Source organism: Streptomyces sp. NPDC091377 (genome assembly GCF_044757045.1).
Classification (GTDB): Bacteria; Actinomycetota; Actinomycetes; order Streptomycetales; family Streptomycetaceae; genus Streptomyces.
The window spans coordinates 286,887-311,027 of record NZ_JBIVUE010000004.1; the positions used below are offsets into that span (position 1 = coordinate 286,887).

Sequence of the window (24,141 nt, forward strand, 5' to 3'; positions counted from 1 at the left end):
CGGCTCGGGTGGGCCGGGGCCACCCCGGCATCACGCGCCCCCTGGGCCCCTCGCTGCCGCCCGTGTGCTCGTCAGCGGGGTCCGTCGCCGTCCACGCGTTCCAGCAGTGCCACCGGTGAACGTGCGAAGAGGTCGGCCGCGCGGGTGGGTCCCGAGAACTCGGGTCCCGGGTGCAGGACGTCGGTCCAGCGGCCGGGCGGCAGCGGCAGCCGGGTGTCCGCCCAGCCGCCGGACTCCGCGAGGCGCAGGGACAGCCGGGTCACGGCGGTGACGGTCCGTCCGGAGCGGGCGAAGGCCAGACAGTGGTTCGCGGCGGGGCCCCCGGCGGACAGCGGCTCGTAGGTCGCCGTGTCGCCGAACGCCTCGGGCCGACGCGCCCGCAGCCCCAGCGCCGCGCGGGTGAGCGCGCCCTTCTCGCCCGGGTCCGGCGGCGGCAGCGGCACCGCCCGCCGGTTGTCCGGGTCCACCAGCGCCCGGTACTCGCCCTCCGTGCCCTGGTACAGATCCGGCACCCCCGGCATCGTCAGATGGAGCAGCGCGGTGCCCAGCACATTGGCCCGGACGTACGGCTCCAGCGCCCGCCTGAGGGTCGTCACCCGCTCACCCGGGGCGCCGCAGGGCCCCGCGTCCACGAACGCGGCCACGGCGCTCTCGTACGGCGGCTCCCGCTCGGTCCAGCTCGTGTACAGCCCCGCCTCGCGCACATGCTTCAGCAGCGCCTCCCGTACCCGCTCCGGCGCGGCGGGCCCCAGCCCGAACACCGTCTGCCAGGCCGCCCACGCGAGCTGGGCGTCCGGTACTCCCTCGCCCGAGCGCGTGACCTCCGCCAGCATGTCCGCCCAGCGCCGCGGGCACTCCGTCAGCACCGCGAGCGCCGCCCGGACATCGGCGCTGCGCTTGGCGTCGTGCGTGGTCACGACGGTGCCGGTGGCCGGCCAGTCGCGCTGCACCCGGACGCAGTACGCGTGGAATTCCTCCGGCGTCACCCCGGGGGCACCCGGGTTCCCGCCGACCTCCGCCGCCGACAGCAGCGGCACATAGCGGTAGTACGCCGTGTCCTCCACCGACTTGGCCCGCAGCGCCGACGCCGTCTGGGCGAACCGCGCCCGCAGCTCCGCGGGCCCCGGCCCCTCCCCGTGCCGACCGAGCAGCAGATCCCGTACGGCATCGACCGCGCCCGACTCCTCGGGCACCAGGAAGGCGAGCCGGGCCTCGGCCGCGACCTCCTCGGTGAGCAGCGCGGCCGTGTCGGCGGCCGAGTACGGCCGGTAGACCTCCAGCCGGACCAGCAGTTCACGCAGGGCCGTGCGCAGCGCCCAGGGCGCCCGGTCGCGCAGCGCCGGGTCCGGCGAGTCGGCGCACACCCGGCTCGCGGTCCGCGTCAGCCGCTCCAGCTCGGCCGCCAGCTCATGCCCCAGCACCTTGTACGCGGCCCGGCGCACGGTCGCCGCCCACTCGCCGCCCCGGTCGGTTTGCGGGGCCGCGAACCGCCGGTAGTCGCCGAGGAGTTCCCCGGCGCCCGAGCGGTCGGTGAACACCCCGTCCACGTGTCGCAGCGCGTCGTAGCCGGTGGTGCCCGCCACGGGCCACGCGGCCGGCAGCCGCTCGCCGTCCGCCAGGATCTTCTCCACCACGGTCCAGCGCCCGCCGGTCGCGTCGTGGAGGGTGCGCAGATAGCCGGCGGGGTCGGCGAGCCCGTCGGGGTGGTCGACGCGCAGCCCGTCCAGCACCCCTTCCCGCAGCAGCGCGAGGGTCTTCGCGTGGGTGGCCTCGAACACCTCCGGGTCCTCGACCCGTACGCCGATCAGCTCGGAGATGCTGAAGAACCGCCGGTAGTTCAGCTCGGTGCGGGCCAGCCGCCACCACACCGGGCGGTACCACTGGGCGTCCAGCAGCCGGGGCAGCGGCAGCCCCTCGGTGCCCTCGCGCAGCGGGAACGCGTGGTCGTAGTAGCGCAGGACCTCCCCGTCCACCTCCAGATGCTCGATCTGGGTGCCCAGCGGCCCGCCGAGGACCGGCAGCAGCAGTTGTCCGCCCTGCGCCTCCCAGTCGATGTCGAACCAGCGCGCGTACGGTGACCTGGGGCCCTCGCGCAGGACCTCCCACAGGGCCCGGTTGTGGCGCGGGGCCATCGCCATGTGGTTCGGCACCAGGTCCGCCACCAGGCCGAGCCCGTGCTCGCGCGCGGTGCGCGACAGCGCGCGCAAGCCTTCCTCGCCGCCCAGTTCCTCCCGTACGCGCCCGTGGTCCACGACGTCGTAGCCGTGCTCGGACCCGGGCACCGCCTCCAGCACCGGGGACAGATGCAGATGCGACACCCCGAGCGAGGCCAGATACGGCACGGCCGCCGCCGCGGCGGCGAACGGGAACGCGGGCTGCAACTGGAGCCGGTAGGTGGCGGTGGGCACCGGGGGGAGCGGGCGCGCAGGAGTCATGCAGACCTACGTACCCCCGGTGCCGGGTTTCCTGACATGGGCGCCGCCATGTGCGCCGTGGCGGGGTGCCCGGTCGCCCCGCCCGCGCCGGGTCGCGGCAGCCGGGCCGCGCGCCCCGTTGAGCAGGGTCGAGCCGACGCCCCCGGCCAGCGTCCGGAGCGGCACGACCGACGGCCGGCCCTGGTAGGGACGGCGCTCCAGCACCGAGATCACCATGGTGTCGGCGGCGGCGAGCACATCGGACGGCCGGGAGACCACCGCCTCGTCCGGCTTCTCCGGGTTGGCGGTCGCCCCCAGCACACCCCGCACCGCGGAGACGGTTCCGGGGTCGGCCCGTTGGGCGCGAGCAGCCCGATCACGGTGAACCAGCGGCCCCCGAGCCACACCGCCCTACGCGGGCCGCTGGAGGACCGTCAGGCTCCGGTCCACCAGGGACAGCCGCTCACCCGCCCGGACCTTGGGGCCGGTGCCCGGCGGTACGCCGTCCTCGCGGGCGGTGTCGACCACCACCTGCCACTGCTGCCCGTGGTCGACCGGAACCGCGAACTCCAGGGTGCGCGGCGACGCGTTGAACATCAGGAGGAAGGAGTCGTCACCGATCCGCTCCCCGCGCGGCCCCGGCTCCGAGATCGCGTTGCCGTTGAGGAACACCATCAGCGCGGACGCCTGCGCCCGCCCCCAGTCCCGCTGGGTCATCTCCCGGCCCTCCGGGGTGAACCAGGCGATGTCGGACAGCTCGTCGTGGGTGCCCTCCACCGACCGGCCGTGGAAGAAGCGCCGCCGCCGGAAGACCGGATGGTCCCGCCGCAGCCACACCATCGCCCGGGTGAACTCCAGCAGCCCGCCGTAGCCGCCCTCGCCCTCGTCCCGGCCGCCGTCGGGCCACCCCACCCAGGCCAGCTCGCTGTCCTGGCAGTACGCGTTGTTGTTGCCGCGCTGGGTGCGCGCGAACTCGTCGCCGTGGCTCAGCATCGGCACCCCCTGCGACAGCATCAGCGTGGCGACGAAGTTCCGCATCTGCCGGGCCCGCAGCGCCCGTACGCCCGGATCGTCGCTCTCGCCCTCCGCCCCGCAGTTCCAGGACCGGTTGTGGCTCTCGCCGTCCCGATTGCCCTCACCGTTGGCCTCGTTGTGCTTCTCGTCGTACGACACCAGGTCCCGCAGCGTGAACCCGTCGTGGCAGGTCACGAAGTTGATCGAGGCCAGCGGGCGGCGGCCGTCGTCCTGGTAGAGGTCGGAGGAGCCGGTGAGCCGGGACGCGAACTCCGCCAGCGCGCGCGGCTCCCCGCGCCACAGGTCCCGTACGGTGTCGCGGTACTTGCCGTTCCACTCGGTCCACAGCGGCGGGAAGTTCCCCACCTGGTAGCCGCCCTCGCCCACGTCCCACGGCTCGGCGATCAGCTTCACCTGCGAGACCACCGGGTCCTGCTGCACCAGGTCGAAGAACGACGACAGCCGGTCCACCTCGTGGAACTGCCGGGCCAGCGTCGCCGCGAGGTCGAAGCGGAAGCCGTCCACATGCATCTCGGTCACCCAGTACCGCAGCGAGTCCATGATCAGCTGGAGCACGTGCGGGGAGCGCATCAGCAGGCTGTTACCGGTCCCCGTGGTGTCCATGTAGTAGCGGCGGTCGGCGGTGGTCAGCCGGTAGTACGACGGGTTGTCCAGGCCCCGGAAGGAGAGCGTCGGGCCCAGGTGGTTGCCCTCGGCGGTGTGGTTGTAGACCACGTCCAGGATCACCTCGATCCCGGCCTCGTGCAGCGCCTTGACCGCCGACTTGAACTCCAGCACCTGCTGCCCGCGATCGCCCCAGGAGGCGTACGCGTTGTGCGGGGCGAAGAAGCCGATGGTGTTGTAGCCCCAGTAATTGTTCAGGCCCATGTCCACCAGGCGGTGGTCGTTGACGAACTGATGGACCGGCATCAGCTCCAGCGCCGTCACCCCGAGCCCGGTGAGATGGTCGAGGATCGCCGGATGCGCGAGCGCCGCGTAGGTGCCGCGCAGTTCCTCAGGCAGCCCCGGGTGACGCATGGTCAGCCCCTTGACATGGGCCTCGTAGATCACCGTGTGGTGGTACTCGACCCGCGGTCGGCGGTCGTCGCCCCAGTCGAAGTACGGATTGACCACCACCGATGTCATGGTGTGCGGCGCCGAGTCCAGGTCGTTGCGCCGCTCGGGCGAGCCGAAGTGATAGCCGTAGACCTCCTCGCCCCAGCGCACCTCCCCGCTGATCGCCCGCGCGTACGGATCGAGCAGCAGCTTCGACGAGTTGCAGCGCAGCCCGCGCTCGGGGGCGTACGGGCCGTGCACCCGGAAGCCGTAGCGCTGTCCCGGCATGACGCCCGGCAGATAGGCGTGCCGGACGAACGCGTCGCTCTCGCGCAGTTCCACCGCCGTCTCGGAGCCGTCGTCGTGCAGCAGACACAGCTCGACTCGGTCCGCGGCCTCCGTGAACACCGCGAAGTTGGTACCGGCGCCGTCGTACGTGGCACCCAGGGGATACGCCTCTCCAGGCCAGACCTGCATGGAGCGACTCTTTCAGGTGTGGCGCCCGGCCGGGGCCGCCTTGCGTTCGAGTCTCCCCGAAAGTGACGGAACCTCCTTCGACCCACCACCCTCTTAGCGGGCGACCAGTGCATGCCGTGATCCAGCGTGTCGCACGGTGTGCCGAACCATTTGGGGCAACCACACGTACTCCCAGCATCCAAGGGGGAGTAGGGGGAAATGTGCGCAAGATGATGCGCCGCCACCTGGGCAAGGTGGTGGCCGGCGCGGGCATAGCCGTCGCCGGTACGGCCGTCATGGTCGCCGTCACCCTGCCGGGCACGGCCGGGGCGGACGACAGCGACGGCGGCACCGGCGGGCAGCCCGCGGGCCAGGCGGCCGGCCAAGGGGCCGGCGGGGAACAGGGCGCGGCGGGACAGGGCGCGGTGGCGCCCGGTGTCGTCGAAGAGGCGCCCGTGCAGGGCGAACGGGGCAAGGGCCGCGATCCGCTCACCGACGACGAACTGGAACGCGTCCGGCAGATCGCGCTGGACCAGAAGCTCCGCGCCTCCAGCGAGGGCGTGGACGGCGAACGCGGCCCGGAGAGCCTGGCCATCGACCTGGCCGAGCCGGACGCCGCCCAGCTCGACGACCCGAACGCGCCGCGCCGCGCGGACGTCACGTTCTACGACTACCGGGACGACACCGTCGTCACCAAGACGGTCAACCTCGACACGGGCAAGGTCGAGAAGACCGGCACGCAGAGCGGGGTGCAGCCGCCCCTGACCAGGGCGGAGACCCTGAAGGCGGCCGAACTGCTGCTCGCCGACCCGCTGGGCGCGGGCCTCAAGGCGGACTACAAGGACGCCACCGGCAAGCAGCTGACCTCCCTCGACCAGCTCAAGCTGACGAGCATGGTCTTCCGGTCCTCGCCGGGCGTCCAGCCCGCCGCTCTCGGCAAGTGCGGCGAGAACCGCTGCGCACGGCTGTTCCCGAAGGTCGTCAACGGGCCCTGGATCGACGCCCGGTCCTTCGTGATCGACCTCAGCGACCGCAAGGTCTCCCGCCTCGGCGGCTGACCGCACCGGTCCGCCACATCGCCGACATGTCCGTATTTTTGACTCGCTCCTTACGCAAGGGAGTAGTTCCTCACATGCGTGTCAACAGAATCAGCCGTGCCCACACCCGGACGGGCGCGGCAGCGCTCGCCGTGGCCGCCCTCGCCGGCGGCGCCGCGGCCGGTGCAGGACCCGCCGCGGCCCAGCCCCGGGCCGCCGCCCCGGCCCCGCAGTGCAGCGCGGCCTACCGCATCGAGCAGAAGCTCGCCAACGGCACCACCTGGCAGATGTGCTGGCGTTACGAAGGCAAGGCGGGCCTGGTCCTGGAGGACATCTCCTACCAGCCGCCCGGCGAGGCCAAGCCGATCAAGGTCCTCAAGAGCGCCAAGCTCGGCCAGATCCACGTCCCGTACGACGACGGCAAGAACGAGTACGACGACCTGACCAGCTATTTCTTCGGCGCTGGCCTCCTGGCGATGGCGCCCGGCGAGTGTCCCGGCGGCACCATCCGCACCGTCAAGGTCCCGGACGCCTGGGACCCCGCCAACGCCAACGTCAAGGGCCTGTGCACCACCACCCGCGCGCGCGGACACGCGTACCGCATGCAGGGCGACACGCCCGGCAAGGTCTACCAGAAGCAGGGCGGTGACCTGCTCGTCTACACCGTCAACCAGGTCGGCTGGTACGAGTACATCACCGAGTGGCGCTTCCAGGACGACGGCACCATCACCACCAACGTCGGCGCCACCGGCAGCCTCGCCCCCGCCGACTACGACGCCGGGGACGGCCGCGGCTGGCCCATCGGCAAGGGCGCCAAGGACTACTCCACCAGCCACAACCACAATGTGTTCTGGCGTCTCAACTTCGGCCTGGACGGCTCCTCCAAGGCCCGGGTCGAGCAGTACGACTCCAAGGTCAGCCCGCCCGCGCGCGGCCAGGGCCCCACCAACAAGACCACCCGCACCAAGGTCACCAAGGAACTCGCCGGTGACAGCAAGAACATGCGCTGGTGGCGGGTGATCAGCAACAAGGGCAAGAACAAGGACGGCCACCCCCGCTCCTACGAGATCGCCCTCGGGCCGAGCAGCCCGTACTCCGGCCGCGCCTACAGCAAGCACGACGTGTACTTCACCGAGCACAACAAGTGCGAGCAGTACGCCAGCAACAACCCGCTCAACTGCGGCGCCGGGGCAGGCAAGAGTGTCGACAAATGGGTCAACGGGCAGACCCTGAAGAACCCCGTCACCTGGGTCAACATCGGCTTCCACCACATAGCCCGGGACGAGGACCAGCAGCCCATGCCGGTCCACTGGCAGGGCTTCTCCCTGGTCCCGCGTGACGTCACCGCTATGAATCCGCTCACGCCCGCCGAACTGGCCGGTGAGAACGGACGCCCGCGCGACGGTAGTTGAGAAACGACCCTGTCCATCCGGCTGCACCGTCCGCCGCTCGCGGAGTACCCTTCCTTGATCGTTGACATGGGGAGTGCTCGGGGGAGCGGAAGGCGGTGCGCGGGTGGGCTCGGGTGGGCTGGAGCTGCCCCCTGGTGACGAGGGTCACGAGGGTGACACAGCGGATGTCCAGCCCGGCGCGGTGTCGCTGGCCCGGCCCATGGAGACCGGCTCCATAGGGCCGGAGCTGGACTGGGACGCCGCCGCCTGGCACGAGGTGCGCACCCGCGCCCAGCGCGCCGGACGCGCCTACATCTGGCTCAATCTCGTCGAGCAGCGGCTGCGCTCCGTGGTCTCCGCGCTGGTCCGCCCGATCTACGAGCCCGTCCACGGCGACGACTGGGTGGTGGCCGCCGCCGGACCCGCGGGCCAGGAGTGGGTGCAGCGCGCGGTGGCGGTCCGCGAGGTCAGCCGCCGCAAGGGCTACCTCCTCGACCCGGCCGACGACAACGTCCTCAGCTTCCTCACCCTCCCGCAGTTGCGGGAGCTGATGGTCCAGCACTGGCCCTGCTTCGAGCCCTACCTGGACGACCGCAGGGACGTCGAGCTGGCGCTGGACGAGCTGGAGGTCACCCGCAATGTCGTCTCCCGCAACCGCGCCCTGTCCGAGGCCGTGCTGAACCAGGCCGAGCGGGCCTCGGCCCGGCTCCTGGAGATGCTCGGCGCGGCCGGTGACGTGCCCTCCGCCCGGCGGCTGCCGATGGACGCGGTGGAGGACCTGGTCGGCGACCGGTACGCGGACGTGGTCGCCGTGCACTCCGACCGGGTGCGGCTGCTGCGCCAGTTCCCCGCCGAGGACATCTTCGGCGCCGCCCGCCGCCTGGACGCCATCGGCATCGGACTGAACCTGCTGGTGCAGAACTTCTCCGGGCGCCGGCTGCTGCGCCTCGCGGAGGCCGGCGGCCGGGTGCGGCTGCTCTTCCTGAACCCGGCCTCCAGCGCGATCAAGCGGCGCGAGCGTGAACTGGGCCTCAAACGCGGTGAGCTGAGCCGTGCCGTGGAGATGAACATCCTGCACATGCGGCGGGTCCGGGCCCGACTGCGCGATCCCGGCGCGTTCGAGATCCAGGTGTTCGACGAGACCCCGCGCTTCACCGCGTACCTCGTGGACGGCGACGGCAGTGACGGCATCGCGATCGTCCAGTCCTATCTGCGCCGCAGCCGGGGGATGGAGGCACCGGTGCTCGTGCTGCGCAACGGCAGCCGGCTGGTGCGGACGCACGAGCTGGAGGAGGGCGGCCTCTTCCCGACCTACCGCGAGGAATTCGAACTGGCCTGGGCGGATTCACGACCGGTGTCGTGAACTATCCGGAATGCGGTGGTCGGCCGGGGCGGTCAGCCGGGATGCGGTCCTCGGCTGGGGGGCGCGGTCAACCGGAATGCGGTGCTCGGCTGGGGCGGTCATCCGGAATGCGATCCTCCGATTGTCAGTGGCGCATGGCAGGGTGGAAACCACTGGGGGAGAGCACCACGAAGAAGAGGGGGGCCGCCATGGCCTGGCACCAGGAGCTGCTGATCGGCTTCGACCTGGAGACGACGGGGACCGATCCGTGCGAGGCGCGGATCGTCACGGGCGCCGTGATGGAGGTCAGGGCCGGACAGCTGCTGGGGCGCAAGGAGTGGCTGGCCGACCCGGGCGTCGAGATCCCGGCCGACGCGGTCGCCGTGCACGGCATCAGCAACGAGCGCGCCGCGGCCGAGGGCCGCCCCGCCGACCGGGTCGCCGACGCCATCGCCGACGTCCTGACGACCTACTGGAAGACCGGCGTCCCGGTCGTCGCCTACAACGCCGCGTTCGATCTGACCCTGCTCAGCGCCGAACTCCACCGGCACCGGCTGCCGTCCCTGCGCGAACGGCTGGGCGGCGCCGAACCCGGCCCCGTCATCGACCCGTACACCATCGACCGCCAGGTCGACCGCTACCGCCGCGGCAAGCGCAACCTCGAAGCGGTCTGCGCCGAGTACGAGATCGCCCTGGACTCGGCCCATGACGCCGGTGCCGACGCCCTCGCGGCGGCCCGTCTCGCCTGCGCCGTGGCCACCCGCCACCCCAAGGTCGCCGACCTCGGCCCGGCGGAGCTGCACCGCCGGCAGATCGAGTGGTACGCGCGATGGGCCGCGGACTTCCAGAGCTTCCTGCGCCGCAAGGGGGAGCGGGACGCGGTGGTGGACGGGGCCTGGCCGATACGCGAGTTGACGGGGGCGGAGAGAGTCTGAGGCCCCCGGCCCCCGGCCCCCGGCCCCCGACCCCCGGCCGTCGTCCGGGCGCCGGTGCGGGGTGGCGGGCCGCAGGGTCCCCAACCGGGGCAGCGCGCCGACCCGGCGTCAGAAGGGGTACCAGCGCACCTCCGCGTCCCCGTCCCGCAGGGACGCCACCCGCCTGCGGAACTCGGCGAGAGCCTTCGGGTCGGAGCGGGCGTGCTGGGCCACCCAGGCGCAGCTCGCCGTCTCCCGGGCCCCGCGCAGCACCCCGCACCCCTCCCACTCCCGCACATCCCACCCGTAGGCGTGGGTGAAGGAGTCGTACGCCTCGGCGGTGAGCCCGTAGCGGTCCCGGGACAGGGCCATCACCACCAGATCGTGCTCCCGCAGGTCCGAGGAGAAGGTCTCCAGGTCGACCAGGACCGGGCCGTCGGGGCCGACATGCACATTGCGGGGCAGCGCGTCGCCGTGGATCGGCCCCGGCTCCAGCCTCGGGACCAGCAGGGCCGCGGCCGTCGCGAAACCGTCCCGGCGCTCGCGCAGAAACGCCGCGTCCGCCGGATCGACGGCGTCCCCGGCCAGCCGCAGCCAGCGTTCCACCCCGCCCAGCAGGTCCCGGGGCGGCAGCGAGAAGGAGGGGGAGGGCAGTGCGTGCACCAGCCGCAGCAGTTCGGCCAGATCGGCGGGGCCCGCGGGCCGTACCGCGTCCGGCAGCCGCCGCCACACCGTCACCGGATGCCCGTCGACCAGCCGGGGCTCCGGCTCCGCCGCCCGCACCGCGGGCACTCCCGCCCCGGCCAGCCACAGCGCGATGTCCAGCTCACGCCGCGCCCGGTCGAGCAGTTCGGCCGCGCGCCCCACCTTGACGACCAGGTCACCGGCGGCGAACACGGCGTTCTCACCGAGGGCGAGCAGCCGCGCGTCCCGCGCCGCGCCGGGCAGCACCTGTGCCCGGGCCAGTACGTCCCGGGCCCGTGCCTCGTCCATCCGCCGCCTCCGTGATCTCGCCGACCGGCACACCGTGGGCCACGCCCCCGCCGTCGGGTTCGCGCCATTCACCGGCCAGTGTCGCATTCGCACAGGTCGCGGAGGTGCGCGCGGTGCCTTGACGACACATGGCGCGTTCACGACCATGACGGGGGCCCGCCGGGTCCCGTGCGTCACACACCGTGCGAAGGAGCCGATGACGTGACACTGGTGACCGAGGCCGAGCGCCCGGTGCGACGACCACCGGGCCGGACGGTGGGGCGCCGCCCCCTGGACCACGGGGCCTGGTTCCTGGTGCTGCCCGCCCTCCTGCCCATCCTGGTGCTCAGCGTCGGACCACTGCTGTACGGGATCCTGCTGGCGTTCACCGACGCCCAGTCCGGCCGCACCGAACCCACCGAGTGGATCGGCACCCTCAACTTCCAGGACCTGCTGAAGGACACCCTGTTCTGGGAGTCGTTCCGGATCGGGCTGATCTGGGCGGTCGGGGTGACCGTCCCGCAGTTCCTCCTCGCCCTCGGCCTCGCGCTGCTGCTCAACGAGCGACTCCGGCTGCGCTGGCTCGCCCGCGCCCTGGCGATCGTCCCGTGGGCCATGCCCGAGGTCGTCGTCGGCATCATGTGGCGCCTGGTCTACAACCCGGACGCCGGGATCCTCAACGAGACCCTGCGCGATCTCGGCCTCGGCGACGGCCGCGACTGGCTCAGCTCGCTCGGCACCGCCCTGCCCGCCGTGATCCTCGTCGGCGTCTGGGCGGGCATGCCGCAGACCACGGTCGCCCTGCTGGCCGGGTTGCAGAACACCCCGCGCGAACTGCACGAGGCCGCCGCCCTGGACGGCGCCGGCGCCTGGCGCCGCTTCCGCACGGTCACCTGGCCCGCCCTGAGACCCGTCGCGCTCGCCATCACCGCGCTCAACCTCATCTGGAACTTCAACGCGTTCGCCCTGGTGTACGTCCTCACCTCGGGCGGCCCCGGCGGACGCACCCGGCTGCCGATGCTCTTCGCCTACGAGGAGGCGTTCCGCTACGGCCAGTTCGGCTACGCGGCGGCCATGGGCTGTGTGATGGTCGCGCTCATCTCGATCGTGCTCGCCGTCTTCCTGGTGGGCCGGCTGCGCGGAGGGGAGAAGACATGAGGACCCGTACCGCGGCACGCGCGGGCCAGTACGCGGCCCTGCTCGGCTATCTCGTCTTCCTCGCCTTCCCGTTCCTCTGGCTGATCTCCACGGCCTTCAAACCACCCCGCGAACTGGGGAGTCTGCACCCCACCTGGATCCCCGACAACCCGACCCTCGACAACTTCCGCCAGGCGTTCGACGAACAGCCCCTGCTGCGGGCCGCGGGCAACTCCCTGCTCGCCGCGACCGGCGCCGCCCTGATCGCCGTGCTCGTCGCGACCCCCATGGCCTACGTCATGGCCCGGCAGCGCACCCGGCTCGCGCGGGCGGCGACCGGCTGGGTGGTGATCAGCCAGGCGTTCCCGTTCGTCCTGGTGATCATCCCGCTGTTCCTGGTGCTGAAGAACCTGCGGCTGATCGACTCCGTGCCGGGGCTGGTGATGGTGTACGTGGTGTGGGCGCTGCCGTTCGCGCTGTGGATGCTCGCCGGCTACGTCCGGGCCGTGCCCGTCGAACTGGAGGAGGCCGCGGCGGTCGACGGGGCCGGGAAGCTGCGCACCCTGGTGTCGGTGACCGCGCCGCTGCTCGCGCCCGGCATCGTGGCCACCGCCCTGTTCGCGTTCATCACCGCGTGGAACGAGTTCTTCTTCGCGCTGGTGCTGCTCAAGACCCCGGAGAAACAGACACTTCCCGTGATCCTCACCCACTTCATCGGCGCGGAGGGCGTCGCCGACCTCGGCCCGCTGGCCGCCGCGGCGGTCCTCGCCACCCTGCCCTCGCTGCTCGTCTTCGCGGTCATCCAGCGCCGCATCACCAGCGGCATGCTCGCCGGGGCGGTGAAGAGCTGATGCGCGCGATCACCGAGCGGGCCTGGCGGTGCGCGGCCGTCGCCGTCGCCCTGACGCTGCTGCTGGCCGGCTGCACCGGCGGGGGTCGGTCCGCCGACGCGGACGGCCGGATCACCCTGCGGTTCCAGTCCCTCGCCTGGCAGGAGGAGTCCGTCCGGGCCACCAAGGAACTGGTCGAGGAGTGGAACGCGGCCCACCCGGACGTACGGGTGGAGTACGTCCAGGGCAGTTGGGACAGCGTCCACGACCAACTCCTCACCTCCTTCGAGGGCGGTGAGGCGCCCGACATCATCCACGACGCCTCCGACGACCTCGCCGACTTCGCCTACGGCGGCTATCTGGCCGACCTCACCGCGCTGCTCCCCGAGCGGCTCAGGTCCGACATCCCGGAGCACACCTGGCGGACGGCGACCTTCGGGGACGGGATCTACGGGGTGCCGTTCCTCCAGGAGCCCCGGGTGCTGATCGCCAACGCCGACTGGCTGAAGCGGTCCGGGGTGCGGGTGCCGACCTCACGGGCGCCCTGGACCTGGGCGGAGTTCCGGCAGGTGACCGAGCGGCTGTCGGGGGACGGGACGTACGGGGTGGCCTGGCCGCTGAAGGACCCCGTCTCCGCCACGCTGAACCTCTCCCTGTCGGCGGGCGGACAGCTCTTCCACCGGGGCGCCGACGGCAAGGTCACCCTCCGCTACGAGGCCGGTGACGCGGTCGTCCCCGACACCGTCAACGCCCAGGTCCGCACCGACCGGAGCGCCTCGCCCAGCACACTCGGCAGCGGCGGTTCCGACACCCTGCCCGGGTTCTTCGGCGGACGGTACGCGATGGTGCCGCTCGGCTTCTCCTACCGGCAGCAGATCGTGCAGCAGGCCCCGGAGGGCTTCGACTGGCAGGTGCTGCCCGCGCCCGCCGGGGCGGACGGGCTCACCCAGGGCGTCAGCCCGCAGACCCTCTCCATCGCCGAGGACAGCCCCCACAAGAAGGAGGCCGTCGCGTTCCTCGACTTCCTCCTCCGGCCGCCGAACATGGTGCGGCTCGCCCTCGGCGACTGGATGCTGCCGACCGGCACGGCCGCGCTCGCCGACCCGGCCCTGCGCACCGCCGAGCACGACTGGGCGACCGGCACGGCCCTCGCCGCCCATCTGCGCCCGGCACCGGCCCAGTCCGTGCGGGGCTACCCGGAGTGGAAGGACAAGGTGGCGACCCCCGCGTTCCAGGAGTACTACAGCGGGGCGATCGACGCGGACGAGCTGAGACACCGGCTGGAGGTGGACGGGAACCTGGTGCTGGCGCGCTACCAGCGATGAAAAACGTTTGCACGGGTGACGACCCGCGCTCTACCGTGCCTCTCGTGGCAGGTTGCAACGCGGTATTCGACTCCGGTTACGGCCGGGGCTGCACGTACTACACCCGAGTACGTGCTTGCCCCGAAGTCCTGACCGGACCGGGGCATTCCGCCCGCTGATCCGAGGTCGCTCCGACCTCCGCGCGGGCCGTTCCTTCACCGCCTCCTGCTCTTTTTCCGTGCCTCTCGGCATGTCTTCCGGTCAGGGCCTTCGGCTGCCCTCCTCCCTTTCACCCGGAAGACAAGGACCCGCAGGCACATGGCCCGCCCTTCGCGTACCTCACGTGCGCTCTCGCAGAACTTCCTCACCGACCAGGCAGCCGCCGAGCGCCTGGCCCGGCTCGCCGTACCGCGGCACGACCCGGCCCCCCTCGTCCTCGAAGTGGGCGCCGGGAACGGCGCGTTGACCACCCGGCTGGCCCCGCGCTGCCGGCGACTGCACGCCTACGAGATCGACCCCCGGCTGGTCCCGGCGCTGCGCGCCCGCTTCGCGGACGCCGGGCACGTCCGGATCCTCGGCGGGGACTTCCTCACCGCGCATCCTCCCCGAACGCCGTTCTCCGTCGCGGGCAACGTCCCGTTCTCCCGCACCGCCGACGTCGTGGACTGGTGTCTGCGCGCCCCGGCCCTCACCCACGCCACCCTGCTCACCCAGCTGGAGTACGCCCGCAAGCGCACCGGTGACTACGGCAGCTGGACCCTGCTGACGGTACGGAGCTGGCCGCGCCACGAGTGGCGGCTGCTCGCCCGGGTCGGCCGCCACAGCTTCCGGCCGGTGCCGCGCGTGGACGCCGGGATCATCCGGATCGAGCGGCGGGCCACCCCGCTGCTCGACACCGGGGCCTACCAGGGCTGGCGGGAACTGGTGGAGCTGGGCTTCACCGGGGTCGGCGGCAGTCTGCACGCCTCGCTGCGGCGGGCGTACCCGAGGCGCCGGGTGGACGCGGCGTTCCGCGCGGCGCGACTCGATCCCTCCTCGCTGGTCGGCGAGGTGCCGCCGACGGGCTGGCTGCGGCTGCACGCGGCGCTGACGTCGTGACCGGGCGGCGCCCCGAGGCGTCGTGACCGGGCGCCCTGGGGCGTCGTGACCGGGCGGCGCCCTGGCTGAGGCGTGACGTCGCGGGGGTGGATCAGGAAGAAGAATGAGTTGCACGAGACGTCTCGTCTCGTCTATTCTCCTTCTCATGACCACCCCCGCATCCGCCCCCGCCCATGTCGCCATGTTCTCCGTCGCCGCCCACGGCCATGTGAACCCCAGCCTGGAGGTCATCCGTGAACTGGTCGCCCGTGGCCACCGGGTGACCTACGCGATCCCGCCCGCCTTCGCGGAGAAGGTCGCCGAGGCCGGGGCCGAGGTCAAGCCGTGGAACTCCACGCTGCCCGGGCCCGACGCGCCCCCGGAGGACTGGGGCACGAGCCTGCTGGACAACGTGGAGCCGTTCCTGGACGACGCGATCCGCTCCCTGCCGCAGTTGCGCGCCGCGTACGAGGGCGACACACCGGATCTCGTGCTCTACGACATCGCCGGATTCGCGGCGCGGATCCTCGCCCACCAGTGGGGCGTCCCCGCCCTCTCCCTCTCCCCGTGCTTGGTCGCCTGGGAGGGGTACGAGGAGGAGGTCGCCCGCCCGATGTGGGAGGAGCCCAGGCGCACCGAGCGCGGCCGGGCGTACTTCGCCCGCTACACCTCCTGGCTGACGGAGAACGGGATCACCATGGACCCGGACGACTTCGGGGGCCGCCCCGACCGCTCCCTCGTCCTCATCCCCAAGGCCCTCCAGCCCCACGCCGACCGGGTGGACCCCGCCCGGTACACCTTCGTCGGCGCCTGCCAGGGCGACCGGGCCGAGCAGGGCGGGTGGCAGCGGCCGGCGGACGCTGAGAAGGTCGTCCTGGTCTCGCTGGGCTCGGCCTTCACCGACCGGCCCGATTTCTACCGGGAGTGTCTGCGGGCCTTCGGCGACCGCCCCGGGCTGCGTCTGGTGCTCCAGATCGGCCGCCATGTCGACCCCGCCGACCTGGGGGAGATCCCCGGCGATGTCGAGGTCCGCTCCTGGGTGCCGCAACTCGCGATCCTCCGCGAGGCCGACCTGTTCATCACCCACGCCGGGGCGGGCGGCAGCCAGGAGGGCCTCGCCACGGCCACCCCGATGATCGCCGTGCCGCAGGCCGCCGACCAGTTCGGCAACGCCGAGATGCTCCAGGCCCTCGGCGTCGCCAGGACCGTGGCGACCGAGGAGGCCACCGCCGACCTCCTGCGCGCTCTCGGGGACGAACTGATGGCCGACCCCGAGGTCCACCGCCGGCTCAAGGAGATCCGGTCCACGATGGCCGACGAGGGCGGCACCCGGCAGGCGGCCGACCTCATCGAGGCCGAACTCGCCGCCCGCCGCGCCCCGTCGGGGCGGTGACGGCCGCGCGCCTGCCCGCGGCCCCGCCCTACGGGTGCCGTCCGCGCGGCTTCCCCCCGCTGTACTCCTCCGCCAGAAGGGCCGCCAGATCGGTGTGCATCTCCCGGAGGAACCCCGCGAACCGCTCGATGAGTTCGGGGGGATAGGAGGCCATCAGCCGCTGCATCCGCTCGTCGAAGGGGGTGAAGAAGGCGACGGCGGGTTCCCCGATCGCCGGGCCGCCGCGCAGGGTGACCACCCTGCGGTCCGCCTGCTCGCCCCGGACCCGGACGATGTGCCCGGCCTTCTCCAGCCGGTCCACCAGCGCGGTCGTCGCCCCGGAGGTGAGCGAGATCCGTTCGCCGAGCCGGGCGAGTGACAGCGGGGCGCCCTGGTCCTCGGCGTACAGGATCTCCAGCAGGGCCACGGCGTCCGTGGAGTGCAGGCCGAGATGGGCGGCGAAGCGCCGGGTGAACTCGGTGTAGGTGGCCCCCCAGGCGCGCAGTCCGCGCATGATGCGCTCGCCCTGCTCGGCCGCCCCGCCCGCCGCCTCCCCGGGCCGGCCGGCCGTCCCCTGCTCGTCCGCCACGGGAACCTCCGCCATCGCCTCGTCACCGCTCCGACCGGCCGTCAGACTACGTCACGGTGAGGTGACTCCACCGTGAGGCTTGCCCTCGCCGGACCCCGGCATCCTCGGCCGTCGGCCGGGTCCCCGGGGCGGGGCCGGGCACCAGGAAGGGCCCGTCGGTTCCCCGGTGACCGACGGGCCCCTCCGTACCGGCTGCCGCGACTACACCCGTACGGGCTCCTCGTCGTCGCGCCGGTGCCTCGGACCCGGGACGACCGCCTCGGGCGTCTCGTCATGGGTCAGGTCGGGCAGCTTGCGCAGCCACCTCGGGAAGTACCAGTTGTGCTCGCCGAGCAGGGCCATCACCGCCGGGAGCAGCACCCCGCGGATGACCGTCGCGTCGATCAGCACCGCCGCCGCGAGGCCCACCCCCATCTGCTTCATGGACTGCATGGAGAGCGTGCCGAAGATCGCGAACACGGCGACCATGATGACGGCGGCGCTGGTCACGACCCCCGCCGTGGTGACCACCCCGTGGGTGATGGCGTCCTTGGTGGTACGGCCCTGCATCCGTCCCTCGCGGATCCGGGAGACCACGAACACGTGGTAGTCCATCGACAGTCCGAACAGGATCACGAAGAGGAACAGCGGCAGCCAGCTGACGATCGCGCCGACCCCCTCCGCGCCCACCAGCGACGCGCCCCAGCCGTGCTGGAAGACGGCGACGAGGATCCCGTAGGCGGCGGCGACCGAGAGCAGGTTGAGCGCGATCGAGGTGATCGCGATGGTCAGCGAGCGGAAGGAGAGCAGCATCAGCAGGAAGGCGAAGACCACGACGAAGGCGAAGACCGGGACGACCGAGCCGATCAACTGCTCGCTGAAGTCCTTGGACCCGGCGACCTGGCCGGTGATCGGTGCCTCGACCCCCGCCACCTCGCCCAGTGTGGCGGGCCGCACCTCGTCGCGCAGGGTGTCCACGCCGGCGCCCGCCTCGTCCAGGTCGGAACCGCCGACCAGGGGGACGTAGACGAAGGCCAGGTTGTCCGCGTCGTGCACCTTGATCTCGACCGGCCCCCGCGAGGCCCCCGAACTGATCGCCCGCTCACGGAACTCGGCGAGCGCCGAGCGCACCTCGGGGGCGTTGATGTCCCTGGCCTTGACGACCACCGTGGCGGGATCCGAGCCGCCCGGGAACGCCTCGTTGACCCGGTTGTACGTCTGGACGATCGGCAGCGAGTCGCCGAACTCCTGGTCCAGGGTGAGTTCCTGGGTCTTCATGCCCACCGCGGGCGCCGCGACCGCGAGCAGCGCGCCCGTCGCGACCACCACCGACAGCACCGGCTTGGCCAGCACCGCCTTCAGGACCGTGCTCCAGAACCGGCTGCCGTGGCCGGCGGTCCGGCGGCGCAGGAACGGCAGCCGGCCCTTCTCGACCCGCTCGCCCAGCAGCGACAGCACCGCGGGCAGCACGGTGACCGAGCCGACCATGGCGACCGCGACGACCATCAGGGAGGCCAGACCCATCGCCACGAAGTCGGCGATCCCGGTGAAGGCCATGCCCGCCATCGCGACACACACCGTGACACCCGAGACCACGATCGCGCGTCCGCTGGTCGCGGCGGCGATCCGCAGCGCCGTCTCCGCGTCCTTGCCGGCCGCCCGCTCCTCGCGCTCGCGGCGCAGATAGAACAGGCAGTAGTCGACACCGACGGCCAGACCGACCAGCAGCATCACCGAGTCGGCGGTGTCGCTCATCGGGATCGCATGGCTGACCAGGCTCATCAGCCCCATCGTCGCCATGATGGCGGTGATCGCGAGCAGCACCGGCACCAGCGCCGCGACCAGCGCGCCGAACGCGATCAGCAGAATGCCGAGGGCCACCGGTACGGCCGAGTACTCGGCCTGCTTGAAGTCGTCGCCGTACGCCTTGTCGAACGTCTTCGTCATGCTGGCGCCGCCGATCTCCTCGATCAGCAGCGACGGATGGTCCTTCCGGGTCTCCTCGACCGCGTCCAGCACCGGTTGCACCCGTTCGCCCGCGGTGTCGGAGGCGCCGCGCATGTCGAACTGCACCAGCGCGCTGCGGCCGTCCTCGGAGACGGTCCGGGTCTCGTAGGGCGAGGTGATGCCGGTGACCTCGCCGGTCGCGTCGACGGCCTTGACGACGGCGGCGACCGCCGCGCGGAACGCGTCGTCGGTGGCCTTCAGCGAGGCGTCCTTCGACTGGACCAGGACCGTCTCACTGGCGGGTTCCTCGATCCCGGCGTCCTCGATGAGCTTCGCCGCGGTCCGGGTCTCCCCCTTGAGCTGCTCGCTGTCCTTGACCTCGGCGCGGCCGACCGCCGACCCGAACCCCATGACCAGGACCACGAACAGCACCCAGATCCCCACGGCCGCCCACCGGTGCCGGGCGCTCCAGCCGCCGGCCCGCGCGGCGACGCCCCGCACCCGTGAATGTCTGCTCCCCATGACGGGCCTGCCCCCTTGTGCCCGGTGGCCGCCTGCTGCCGCCACCCTCCGCCTCGAAGGTATGGCCGGGATAAAGGCATCTCGTCGTACTGCCCGGTGAAAGGGGGAAGGCCCGGATCATCCCTTCGGACCCCCGGCTCTCCGCACCAGGGAGGACGGCGACCCCTTACACCTAAGGGGAGTTGTGGGGGACCCGGATCAGGGTCCGACCGGCTCCCCGCCCGTGCCCGGACCTTCCCGGCCGCGCCCGGCGGGGTGCCCGGTCCGTCGCGGGACATCCGGTTTGTCATTACGAAACTTTGTTGGACAAGTCACAGCTGCGTGTAGCTGTTGCCCAGGCCCCCGCTCGTCGGCGAGAGTTTCGCGCAGTACCCCGGCCGTCGTGCTCACCCCCACGGAGCACGAAGGCCGGGGTGGGCCGGCCGGAGACCGTCGGCGACTAGAGTGAGCCGATGACGACGTACGCGGTCCTGCTGCGCGGTATCAACGTGGGCGGCAGCCGGAAGGTCCCGATGGCGGCACTGCGCGCCGTCATCGAAGGGCTCGGCCACGGCGACGTCCGCACCTATCTCCAGAGCGGCCAGGCCGTGTTCACCGCCGACGACGGCGACGAGGACACCCTGGCGGCCGGGCTGGCGCAGGCGGTCGAGGAGCACTTCGGCTTCACCGTCGACCTCCTCGTCCGCGACCACGCCTACCTCAGGGCGATCGTCGACGCCTGCCCCTACCCGGCCGCCGAGCTGGAGGCCAAGCAACTCCACGTCACCTACTTCTCCGAGCAGGTGACGCGGGACCGCTACACCGGCCTCGACCGTACGGCCTTCCTGCCCGAGGAGTTCACCCTCGGCGACCGCGCCCTCTACCTCCACACCCCGGGCGGTCTCGGCCGCTCCAAGCTGGCCGAGACCCTCGCCCGCCCCCGCTACGCCCCGCGCGGCCTGATCGCGACCACCCGCAACTGGAACACGGTGCTGAAGCTGGCGGAGATGACCGCCACCGGGTGAACCCCGCCCACCGGGTGAGCCCTGCTCAAGGGGCGTGCCCGCGGGGCAGCGCGAAGACGTCCAGGGGGCAAGGCCGACGTCAGGCGCCGACGGCGGACATCGACCGGACCCCCGCCCGGTCGTACCGCTGGAGCACCACCCGGGCCACCTCGACGGCGGACCCCAGCACCTCGGCGAGGACGTCCGCGTCGGCCGCCCCCCGGGCGATCCGGTCCGGCAGGAACCCCGGCGCCAGCACATAGGGCGCCACGGCGACCCGCTCACACCCCAGCGCCCTGAGCTGACGTACCGCGTCCTGCGTGCGGGGCAGCCGCGCCGAGGCGAACGCGGGCCGTACGGCACGCCAACCGGTCCGCCGCCACTCCCGCGCGAAGGACGCGATCACCGCGATCGCCTCCGGGTCGGTGGAGCCCGCCGAGGCCAGGACGACCCCGGTCGTCGCCTTGTCGGCGGGGCAGAGGCCGGCCTCGTACAGCCGCCGTTCCAGTGCGGCCATCAGCAGCGGGGACGGTCCGAGCACCTCGGCCTGCCGGACCCGCAGCACCGGCGGCGCCTCCCGCAGCACCGCCGGGATGTCGGCCTTCGCGTGGAACGCCCGGGTCAGCAGCAGCGGCAGCGCCACCACCTCCCGTACGCCGTCCCCCGCGAGGGACTCCAGCACGGCCGGTACCGACGGCAGGTTGAAGTCCAGGAACCCGGTCTCCACCCGCAGCCCCGGCCGCAGCGACCGCACCCGCTCCACCAGGGCGTACACGGTCGCGGCGTGCCGCGCGTCGCGGCTGCCGTGGGCGACGACGAGGAGAACGGGTCCCTGGTCCATGATGCTCAGCTTCTCACCAGGAGCCCGCGGCTGCGCAGCACCCGCCGTTCCAGCGGGCTGAAGATCAGCAGATCGATGGCGATGCCGACGACCAGGATCAGCAGGATCGCGAGGAACACCATCGACATGGAACTGGTGTTGCGGCCGTTCTCCAGCAGTTGTCCCAGTCCGACCCCCAGCTCGGGCGAGGACGCGATGATCTCGGCCGCCATCAGCGACCGCCACGAGAACGCCCAGCCCTGCTTCAGCCCGGCCAGATAGCCCGGCAGCGCGGCCGGCATGACGATGTGCCAGGTGCCCTTGAGCCCGGTCGCGCCCATGGTGCGGCCCGCCCGCAGGAACAGCGGCGGCACCTGGTCCACGCCCGACACCAGCCCGTTCGCGATGGACGGGACCGCGCCGAGCAGGATGACGGCGTACATCATCTGGTTGTTCAGCCCCAGCCAGATCACCGCGGGCGGCACCCACGCCACCGACGGCAGCGACTGGAGGCCGGACAGGATCGGCCCGATCGCGGCGCGCACGAACCGCACCCGCGCCACCAGCAGCCCCAGCGGGGTGCCGATGCTGAGGGCCAGCAGGAAGCCCAGCAGACCGCGCGAGACACTCGTCCAGATGTAGTCGATGAGCGTGCCCTGGAGCCAGGCGTTCTCGACCTCGTTCCACACATCGCCGGGCGCGGGCAGCTTGCTGGGGTCGTCCACCACGTGGAACGAGATCAGCGCCTGCCACACCGCCACCACCAGCACGATGGCGGTGACGGGCGGGACGACCTTCTGGACGAGGACGGTCCGCACCGGGGTACGGCCGGTCTGGACCGTCTCCAGGGCGTCGAGCCCGGCGCCCAGTCCGGCCAGATCGCCGCCGTTCTTGGTGGCGGTCGTGTCAGTGCTGGCCATGGCGGCGGATCTCCCCACGCAGTTCTTCGGTGATCTCTCGGGACAGCTCGGCGACGTCCGCGTCCTCGATCCGGCGCGGCTGCGGGATGTCCACGGTCCACTGCCGGGCGATCCGGCCCGGCCGTGAGGACAGCAGCACCACCCGCTGGGCGAGCCGTACCGCCTCCCGCACGTTGTGCGTCACGAACAGCACCGACACACCCGTCTCGCTCCAGATCCGGGTCAGTTCGTCGTGCAGCACGTCGCGGGTGATGGCGTCGAGCGCCGCGAACGGCTCGTCCATCAGCAGCAGCCTGCTGTCCTGCGCGAGCGCGCGGGCCAGCGCCACCCGCTGCCGCATCCCGCCGGACAGCTCGTGCACCCGCTTGCCGTACGAGCCCTGGAGCCGGACCAGCTCCAGGAGCTGCTCGGCCCGGCCGCGCCGCTCCGGCTTGGGGACCCCGCCCAGCTTCAGCGCCAGCTCGATGTTCTTGCCCGCGGTCAGCCAGGGGAACAGGGCGTGCTCCTGGAACATCAGCGCGGGCCGGCCGTCGGTGGTGATCCCGCCCGCCGTCGGCCGGTCCAGCCCCGCCACCAGGTTCAGCAGCGTGGACTTGCCGCAGCCGGAGGCTCCCAGGAGGGTGACGAACTCACCCGGTGCGACATCGAGCGTGATGTCGTCCAGGACGAGCTGCTGCCCGGCGGGGCCGGAGAAGGACTTCGAGACATGCTCGATGCGCGCGGCGTGCTCGGCCGACGTACCGGCGTCGGCGGTCTTGGCGAAAGTCGTGGCCATGGTCGTCACCTCCTGGGATGTCATCCGTGCTTACGAAGCGGCGCCGAGCCCGGCGTCGTCCACGGTGCCCCCGCCCTCGGCGGCGAGCACCTTGTTCAGCAGCGTCAGGTCGTAGATGCCGGTCAGCGAGGGCTCCTCCAGGAGACCCGCCTGGACCGCGTGCTCCGCCTGGGTGTTGAGGGTGGCGGCCAGCGGGTCGTTGGTGATCTCGATCGACTTCCACGCCGGGTCGATCACCTCCGCGGGCAGCGGCTTGCCGGTGTCGGCCGCCAACTGGTCGTTGGCGGACGCCTTGGCCTCGTCGGGGTTGGCGTTGATCCACTCATTGGTCCCGACCGACGCCCGCAGCACCGCCTCGACCGCCTTCGGGTGCTCCTTGAGGAACGTCTGCGACACGATGATGTTGGTGATCACGAACTTCTCGTCCGGCCACAGCGACGCCTCGTCCAGCAGCACCTCGGCGCCCTCGGCGACCAGCTTCGACGCGGTCGGCTCCGGCACCCACGCGCCGTCGATGGAGCCCGACTTGTAGGCGTCCGGGGTCACCTTGTTGTCGGTGCGGACCACCGACACATCGCCCTTGCCGCTCTGCGCGTCGACCTTCCAGCCCCGCTCCTTGATCCAGTTGAGGAACGCGATGTCCTGGGTGTTGCCGAGCTGCGGGGTGGCGATCTTCTTGCCCTTGACGTCGTCCAGGGTCTTGATCTTGTCGGGGTTGACGACGAGCTTCACACCGCCGGACGCCGACCCGCTGATGATCCGCAGATTCTTGCCGGCGGACTTGGTGTAGCCGTTGATGGCGGGGGAGGGGCCGATCCAGCCGATGTCGATGGAGCCGGAGTTCAGGGCCTCGATCTCGGACGGGCCCGCGTTGAAGGTGGCGTACTCGGCCTTGGTGGCGCCCAGTTCCTTCTGGAAGAAGCCCTGCTCACGGCCGACGAGCGCGGTCGCGTGGGTGAGGTTGCCGAAGTATCCGATCCGGACGGAGTCCAGACCGTCGATCTTCTTCGCCCCGGCGGCGACCTCGGCGGTGTCGTCGTTCGTGGAGTCCGAGTCGGAGCCGTAGCCGCAGGCGGCGAGGGTGAGCAGCGGGAGCGCGGCTATCGCGGCGAGCGAGCGGCGGACGGCGATTCTGGCAGGCACGGGAGGTGTTCCTCTCGGTGGCCCGGCGGTCACGGTGCCTCTGGATCAGGCCGTGGCCGGGAGTTCGGCGGGTTTTCGGCGCGCTCGGGGCGCGCGGCGCAGGGCGCGGTGCGGACAGGACGTGACGGAGGTGGCGCGGTTCACACA

General features: G+C 72.2%; 19 protein-coding genes and 1 pseudogene. 10 read left to right on the top strand and 10 right to left on the bottom strand.

Annotated elements, in window-relative coordinates; translation table 11 throughout:
- Positions 1-71: 71 nt before the first annotated feature.
- The 3 genes from treY to glgX form a co-directional block, all read right to left on the bottom strand.
- Positions 72-2,435, bottom strand: coding sequence for a malto-oligosyltrehalose synthase (treY, locus tag ACIQNG_RS11535; RefSeq protein ID WP_401484174.1), 2,364 nt, complete (start codon positions 2,433-2,435; stop codon positions 72-74).
- Between the two features lie 6 nt (positions 2,436-2,441).
- Positions 2,442-2,744 (bottom strand): hypothetical protein, encoded by a 303-nt coding sequence (locus tag ACIQNG_RS11540; protein WP_401484176.1) that lies wholly within the window; start codon positions 2,742-2,744, stop codon positions 2,442-2,444.
- A gap of 81 nt (positions 2,745-2,825) precedes the next feature.
- A complete protein-coding gene (gene glgX / locus ACIQNG_RS11545) occupies positions 2,826-4,961 on the bottom strand; it encodes a glycogen debranching protein GlgX (protein WP_401425980.1) in 2,136 nt (711 codons plus the stop codon).
- A 200-nt stretch (positions 4,962-5,161) separates the two neighbouring features.
- Here glgX and ACIQNG_RS11550 point away from each other — a divergent pair, with 200 nt between their 5' ends.
- The 4 genes from ACIQNG_RS11550 (at position 5,162) to ACIQNG_RS11565 (ending at position 9,645) form a co-directional block, all read left to right on the top strand.
- Positions 5,162-5,998 (top strand): Tat pathway signal sequence domain protein, encoded by an 837-nt coding sequence (locus tag ACIQNG_RS11550; RefSeq protein WP_401484178.1) that lies wholly within the window; start codon positions 5,162-5,164, stop codon positions 5,996-5,998.
- A 74-nt stretch (positions 5,999-6,072) separates the two neighbouring features.
- Positions 6,073-7,389, top strand: a complete 1,317-nt coding sequence (locus ACIQNG_RS11555; RefSeq protein WP_401484180.1) for a copper amine oxidase — start codon at positions 6,073-6,075, stop codon at positions 7,387-7,389.
- A 103-nt stretch (positions 7,390-7,492) separates the two neighbouring features.
- The gene (locus ACIQNG_RS11560) at positions 7,493-8,731 is read left to right on the top strand and encodes an SAV2148 family HEPN domain-containing protein (RefSeq protein ID WP_401426421.1); all 1,239 of its coding nucleotides are present in this window, start codon (positions 7,493-7,495) and stop codon (positions 8,729-8,731) included.
- A 188-nt stretch (positions 8,732-8,919) separates the two neighbouring features.
- Positions 8,920-9,645: a 3'-5' exonuclease gene (locus tag ACIQNG_RS11565; protein WP_401484182.1), complete on the top strand. Its 726-nt coding sequence runs from the start codon at positions 8,920-8,922 to the stop codon at positions 9,643-9,645.
- Between the two features lie 108 nt (positions 9,646-9,753).
- Here ACIQNG_RS11565 and ACIQNG_RS11570 read toward each other — a convergent pair whose 3' ends face one another.
- Positions 9,754-10,617 carry a phosphotransferase enzyme family protein gene (locus ACIQNG_RS11570; RefSeq protein ID WP_401484184.1) on the bottom strand — a complete coding sequence of 288 codons (864 nt, stop codon included), beginning with the start codon at positions 10,615-10,617 and terminating at the stop codon, positions 9,754-9,756.
- A gap of 201 nt (positions 10,618-10,818) precedes the next feature.
- On the opposite strand from ACIQNG_RS11570, the gene ACIQNG_RS11575 reads away from it, so the two are divergent.
- The 5 genes and pseudogenes from ACIQNG_RS11575 (at position 10,819) to mgt (ending at position 16,337) form a co-directional block, all read left to right on the top strand.
- Positions 10,819-11,754, top strand: a complete 936-nt coding sequence (locus ACIQNG_RS11575) for a carbohydrate ABC transporter permease (RefSeq protein ID WP_401425995.1) — start codon at positions 10,819-10,821, stop codon at positions 11,752-11,754.
- Positions 11,751-12,584, top strand: a complete 834-nt coding sequence (locus ACIQNG_RS11580; RefSeq protein WP_401425997.1) for a carbohydrate ABC transporter permease — start codon at positions 11,751-11,753, stop codon at positions 12,582-12,584. The genes ACIQNG_RS11575 and ACIQNG_RS11580 overlap by 4 nt, the downstream gene beginning before the upstream one ends.
- The gene (locus tag ACIQNG_RS11585) at positions 12,584-13,888 is read left to right on the top strand and encodes an ABC transporter substrate-binding protein (protein ID WP_401484186.1); all 1,305 of its coding nucleotides are present in this window, start codon (positions 12,584-12,586) and stop codon (positions 13,886-13,888) included. The genes ACIQNG_RS11580 and ACIQNG_RS11585 overlap by 1 nt, the downstream gene beginning before the upstream one ends.
- A 297-nt stretch (positions 13,889-14,185) precedes the next feature.
- Complete coding sequence (gene erm, locus ACIQNG_RS11590; RefSeq protein WP_401484188.1) at positions 14,186-14,965, top strand: ErmE/ErmH/ErmO/ErmR family 23S rRNA (adenine(2058)-N(6))-methyltransferase; 780 nt, start codon at positions 14,186-14,188, stop codon at positions 14,963-14,965.
- Between the two features lie 90 nt (positions 14,966-15,055).
- Positions 15,056-16,337: pseudogene (gene mgt / locus ACIQNG_RS11595) on the top strand (macrolide-inactivating glycosyltransferase).
- 28 nt (positions 16,338-16,365) lie between these two features.
- On the opposite strand, the gene ACIQNG_RS11600 reads toward mgt, so the two are convergent.
- Together ACIQNG_RS11600 and ACIQNG_RS11605 are read right to left on the bottom strand one after the other, a co-directional pair.
- The gene (locus ACIQNG_RS11600) at positions 16,366-16,920 is read right to left on the bottom strand and encodes a MarR family winged helix-turn-helix transcriptional regulator (protein ID WP_401484189.1); all 555 of its coding nucleotides are present in this window, start codon (positions 16,918-16,920) and stop codon (positions 16,366-16,368) included.
- A gap of 186 nt (positions 16,921-17,106) precedes the next feature.
- On the bottom strand, positions 17,107-19,353 hold the full coding sequence (locus ACIQNG_RS11605; RefSeq protein WP_401484191.1) for an MMPL family transporter: 2,247 nt from the start codon (positions 19,351-19,353) through the stop codon (positions 17,107-17,109).
- A gap of 452 nt (positions 19,354-19,805) precedes the next feature.
- On the opposite strand from ACIQNG_RS11605, the gene ACIQNG_RS11610 reads away from it, so the two are divergent.
- On the top strand, positions 19,806-20,357 hold the full coding sequence (locus ACIQNG_RS11610) for a DUF1697 domain-containing protein (protein ID WP_401484193.1): 552 nt from the start codon (positions 19,806-19,808) through the stop codon (positions 20,355-20,357).
- 79 nt (positions 20,358-20,436) lie between these two features.
- Here the strand turns inward: ACIQNG_RS11610 and ACIQNG_RS11615 are convergent, their stop codons facing one another.
- Genes ACIQNG_RS11615 through ACIQNG_RS11630 form a run of 4 tightly spaced genes read right to left on the bottom strand, consistent with a single transcriptional unit; the run spans position 20,437 to position 23,994 of the window.
- A complete protein-coding gene (locus tag ACIQNG_RS11615) occupies positions 20,437-21,177 on the bottom strand; it encodes a sirohydrochlorin chelatase (protein WP_401484194.1) in 741 nt (246 codons plus the stop codon).
- A 5-nt stretch (positions 21,178-21,182) separates the two neighbouring features.
- Positions 21,183-22,076: an ABC transporter permease gene (locus ACIQNG_RS11620; RefSeq protein WP_401484196.1), complete on the bottom strand. Its 894-nt coding sequence runs from the start codon at positions 22,074-22,076 to the stop codon at positions 21,183-21,185.
- A complete protein-coding gene (locus tag ACIQNG_RS11625; protein WP_401484198.1) occupies positions 22,063-22,851 on the bottom strand; it encodes an ABC transporter ATP-binding protein in 789 nt (262 codons plus the stop codon). Before ACIQNG_RS11625 ends, ACIQNG_RS11620 begins: the two co-directional genes overlap by 14 nt.
- A gap of 30 nt (positions 22,852-22,881) precedes the next feature.
- Positions 22,882-23,994, bottom strand: coding sequence for an aliphatic sulfonate ABC transporter substrate-binding protein (locus tag ACIQNG_RS11630; RefSeq protein ID WP_401426016.1), 1,113 nt, complete (start codon positions 23,992-23,994; stop codon positions 22,882-22,884).
- Positions 23,995-24,141 lie beyond the last annotated feature (147 nt).